4 protein-coding genes and 2 tRNA genes are annotated in these 4,158 nt (G+C 67.5%); 1 reads left to right on the plus strand and 5 read right to left on the minus strand.

The annotated features are described in order from the left end of the window. The 5 genes from DQW06_RS01850 to DQW06_RS01870 all read right to left on the minus strand — a co-directional run. A partial coding sequence (locus tag DQW06_RS01850) for a ClpX C4-type zinc finger protein (RefSeq protein ID WP_304598491.1) occupies window positions 1-204 on the minus strand: 204 nt, incomplete at its 3' end. 285 nt (window positions 205-489) lie between these two features. Further along, entirely contained in the window at window positions 490-1,149 is a 660-nt protein-coding gene (locus DQW06_RS01855; protein ID WP_013154410.1) for an ATP-dependent Clp protease proteolytic subunit, read from the minus strand. A gap of 48 nt (window positions 1,150-1,197) precedes the next feature. Continuing rightward, complete coding sequence (locus tag DQW06_RS01860; RefSeq protein ID WP_013154411.1) at window positions 1,198-1,830, minus strand: ClpP family protease; 633 nt, start codon at window positions 1,828-1,830, stop codon at window positions 1,198-1,200. 218 nt (window positions 1,831-2,048) lie between these two features. Next, window positions 2,049-3,509 (minus strand): trigger factor, encoded by a 1,461-nt coding sequence (gene tig / locus DQW06_RS01865; protein ID WP_117197850.1) that lies wholly within the window; start codon window positions 3,507-3,509, stop codon window positions 2,049-2,051. A 226-nt stretch (window positions 3,510-3,735) separates the two neighbouring features. Further along, window positions 3,736-3,810, minus strand: a tRNA-Pro gene (locus tag DQW06_RS01870). Between the two features lie 117 nt (window positions 3,811-3,927). Here DQW06_RS01870 and DQW06_RS01875 point away from each other — a divergent pair. After that, window positions 3,928-3,998: transfer RNA gene (locus DQW06_RS01875), tRNA-Gly, on the plus strand. The last annotated feature ends 160 nt before the right edge of the window (window positions 3,999-4,158 follow it).

Genomic DNA, 4,158 nt, shown 5'->3' on the forward strand with positions numbered 1-4,158 from the left:
GTAGATCTCACGGGGCTTGGGCAACGAGTCCCAGGTGAGCTCGGTGGCGTCGGCGAGTTCCTCTTCGATGATCTCGTTGCACAGATCAATGCACTCATCGCAGATGTACACGCCGGGGCCGGCGATGAGCTTCTTCACCTGCTTCTGGCTCTTGCCGCAGAACGAGCACTTCAACAGGTCCCCGCCGTCGCCGATGCGTGCCACCCAGCCACTCCTCAAAACTAAGGCCGCCCCGTCGGTGCCGCTCGCGCGGGCAACCGCCCGGAAGTCGAAAATCTTCCGTGACCGTCCACAGCGGTGGTCACGGACGAGGCGATCTGTGTGTCGCTCTCCGTCAGACTAAGCGAAAAACCGGACCGGCTTCACCACCGGGCTCCCCCAGGCGGGTCATGGGCCGGTCCGGCCTGCGCTTCACCTTCGCCCGGACGTCCTGCCCGGCGCCGCGTCCGCGCGCCCGGTCAGGCCGTCCGGCTGTGCCGCGGCCCTGCGTCAGGACTTCAGGGAGGCCTTGCGGTAGGGCAGCACGAAGTCGATGATGCCGTAGTCCTTGGCCTCCTCGGCGGTCAGGATCTTGTCCCGCTCGATGTCCTTGGAGACCTGCTCGACGGAGCGCCCGGTGTGGCGGGCCAGGGTGGTCTCCAGCTGCGTACGGATACGGGTGATCTCGTTCGCCTGGATCTCGATGTCGCTGGCCTGGCCGTGCATGCCCTCGGTCGCGGGCTGGTGGATCAGGATGCGGGCGTTGGGCAGCGCGCCGCGCTTGCCCTCCGTCCCGCCCGCGAGCAGGATCGCGGCGGCCGAGGCGGCCTGGCCGATGCACACCGTCTGGATGTCGGGGCGGACGAACTGCATCGTGTCGTAGATCGCCATGAGGGAGGTGAAGGAGCCTCCCGGCGAGTTGATGTACATCTGGATGTCCCGCTCGGAGTCGAGCTGCTCCAGGGTGATGAGCTGGGCCATCAGGTCGTTGGCCGACGTGTCGTCGATCTGGACGCCGACGAAGATGATCCGCTCCTCGAAGAGCTTGTTGTACGGATTCATCTCCTTGACGCCGTAGGACGTCCGCTCCACGTAGGACGGCAGGACGTAGCGACCCTGGGGGGCCATCGAGGCCGCGCCGCCGATGAGACTGGGGTTGAACTCGGTCATTTCACGCCTTCCACGCACTGCGCCGTTCCTGGGATGAGGTCCGACGGATCAACTCTGGGTTCGGCCCTGGGTCACGTCGAGGGTCCCTTCGAGGACCTCGTCGATGAAGCCGTACTCCTTGGACTCCTTGGCCGTGAACCAGCGGTCGCGGTCGGCGTCCTTCTCGATCTGCTCGACCGTCTGGCCCGTGTGCTCGGAGATCTTCTCGATGAACATCTTCTTCACGTAGAGCAGCTGGTCGGCCAGGATGCGGATGTCGGAGGCGGTACCACCGATGCCGCCGGACGGCTGGTGCATCATGACGCGGGTGTGCGGCAGCGCGTAGCGCTTGCCCGGCGCTCCGGCGCACAGGAGCATCTGGCCCATGGACGCGGCCATGCCGATACCCACGGTGCGCACGTCGTTGGGGATGTACTGCATGACGTCGTAGATCGCCATGCCCGCGGTCACGGAACCGCCGGGCGAGTTGATGTACATGGTGATGTCGCGCTGGCGGTCCTCCGCGGACAGCAGCAGCAGCTCACCCACCAGGCGGTTGGCGATCTCGTCGTCGACCTGCTGGCCGAGGAAGACGATTCGCTGGCGCAACAGGCGCTGAGGCGTCTGCTCAAGCAAAGGGGAAATCTGCGTCTCCGACGTACGGGCGTCGAAACGCGGGGACTCTTCAAAGGTCGACGGCACTCTCGTCACCTGCTCCGGAATCGAAACGGTTGCGATACAGCGACACTAACGCCGTGCGGCACCGCGCTCGTCCGGTTCGCGCCCCTGTTCGCTTTGAGCGCAGGGTGGCACGATCTCCGTACAGGGCGTTCTTCCACAGGCGAACACGACGCGGGCCCCGCCCGACCCGGAGGGGTCGGACGGGGCCCGTACGCGCGAAGCCTGGGGCTGCTCGGGGCCTACTTGGCCTCGTCGGCCTTCGTCTCCTCGGCCTTGGCCTCGTCGGCCTTGGCCTCGTCGGCCGCGTCCGCGGTGTCGGCCTCGGCGTCGTCCTCGACGGCCTCCAGGGCCTCACCCGCGGCGACGGCGGCGGCCTTGGCGGCCTCCTCCTCGGCGGTCTCCTGCTCGACGACGTTGCCGTCCTCGTCGGTGATCCGGGCGCCGGCCAGGACCAGGTCCATGGCCTTGCCGCGGACGACCTCGGTGAAGGCGACGCGGATCTGGTTGGACTCGACCAGGTGCTGGGCCAGCTGGTCCGGGCTCACGCCCATGCGCTGGGCCTGCTCGAAGACGTACTGGCTGAGCTCGCCCTGGTCGGCGCTCAGGTCCTCCTGGATGGCCAGCTGGTCGAGGATGAACCCGGCCTTGACCGCGGAGCGGGCGCCGGTGGTCAGCTCCTCGTCGAACTCCTCCTCGGTCTTCTCCTGCGACTCGAGGTAGGCCTCCTTGGTGAGGCCGCTCTGCGCGAGCTGCTGCTCCAGGCTCTGGCGGCGGCGGGTGATCTCCTCCTCGACGACCGACTCGGGCAGCGGGATGTCGACGGAGTCGATCAGCTGCTCCAGGGCCTTGTCGCGGGCGGCGGAGAGCTGCTGGAGGCGGCGGACCTCGCCCATGCGGTTGCGCACGTCCGCGCGCAGCTCCTCGATGGTGTCGAACTCCGAGGCCAGCTGGGCGAACTCGTCGTCCAGCTCGGGCAGCTCCTTGACCTTCACGCTGTGCACGGTGACGGTGACGTCCGCCTCCCGGCCCTCGTGCTCACCGCCGACGAGGGTGGTGGAGAAGGTGGCCTCGCCGCCGGCCTCCATGCCGCGCAGGGTCTCGTCGAGGCCCTCCAGCATGGTGTTGGTGCCGACCTCGTAGGAGTAGCCGCTGACCGCGACGTCCTCGAGCTTCTCACCGTCGACGGCGGCGGACAGGTCGATGGACAGGTGGTCGCCGTCCTCGACGGGGCGGTCCACGCCCACCAGGGTGGAGAAGCGCTCGCGCAGGGTGCCGATCTGCTCGTCGACCTGCTCGTCGGTCACCTCGGCGCTGTCGACGGTGACCTCGATGCCCTTGTAGTCCTCGACCTCGAACTTGGGGCGGACGTCGACCTCGGCCGTGAAGGCGAGCTCGTCGTTGTCCTCCAGCTTGGTGACCTCCACGTCGGGCTGGCCGAGCGCGAAGAGCTCCTCCTTCTGGATGGCTTCGTTGTAGAGCTCCGGAACGGCGTGGTTGACCGCTTCGCTGATCACCGCGCCGCGGCCGACGTAACGGTCGATCAGCCGCGCCGGCGCCTTGCCGGGGCGGAAGCCCTTGATCCGGACCTGCTTGGCGAGCGACTTGTAGGTCACGTCGAAAGCGTGATCGAGCTCCTCGAAGGGCACCTCGATGGTCAGCTTGACCCGGGTGGGGCTCAGCTCCTCGACATCGGTCTTCACGGGGCGGTACTCCTAGGTTTGCCGGCTGGTGTCCGCGTCGGCCCGCAGGCGCACCACACACAACGGCGAAAGGCACGCGCGCACCCCCGGGGTCTTGACGACCGCATCCAGCTGGGGTGCCCTGCGACGGGCTGGGACTTACAGTTTCCTGCTGATCGCACCAAGTCTAGGGCAGATAGACAGGGGGCCACGGCGCGCGGCCGGAGCCGCTGCCACGGTGGTTTCGTCGGGGTGGCGGGATTCGAACCCGCGGCCTCATGCTCCCAAAGCATGCGCGCTAACCAAGCTGCGCTACACCCCGTGTGCCGAACCAAGGATGGCACTCCTGAAAGGTGTGTGCGACCACGGCTCCGGAGACTGTAGTCTTGTCCCCGTCGGCTCCACGAGTCTAGAGGACACTCGAAGTCTCCGGTGCCACGCGGGCGTAGTTCAATGGTAGAACACCAGCCTTCCAAGCTGGCCATGCGAGTTCGATTCTCGTCGCCCGCTCCGCTCGGGGCGAGCTGTGCACTCACGTGCCAGCTCGCTTCGCCATTTCCCCCCGGGGGACGACCCCCGAACCCCCGCACCACACTCGGGACGAACTGCGCACTCAAGCACCAGCCCGCTTCGCCATTCCCCCCGGGGGACGACCCCCGAACCCCCGCAC

It is taken from the genome of Nocardiopsis sp. TNDT3, assembly GCF_003427465.1.
Taxonomy (GTDB): Bacteria; Actinomycetota; Actinomycetes; order Streptosporangiales; family Streptosporangiaceae; genus Nocardiopsis; species Nocardiopsis dassonvillei.

Bases quoted from the DNA above. Each gene is read 5' to 3' on its own strand.
- DQW06_RS01855 (WP_013154410.1), bottom strand. From the start codon at position 1,149: ATGACCGAGTTCAACCCCAGTCTCATCGGCGGCGCGGCCTCGATGGCC.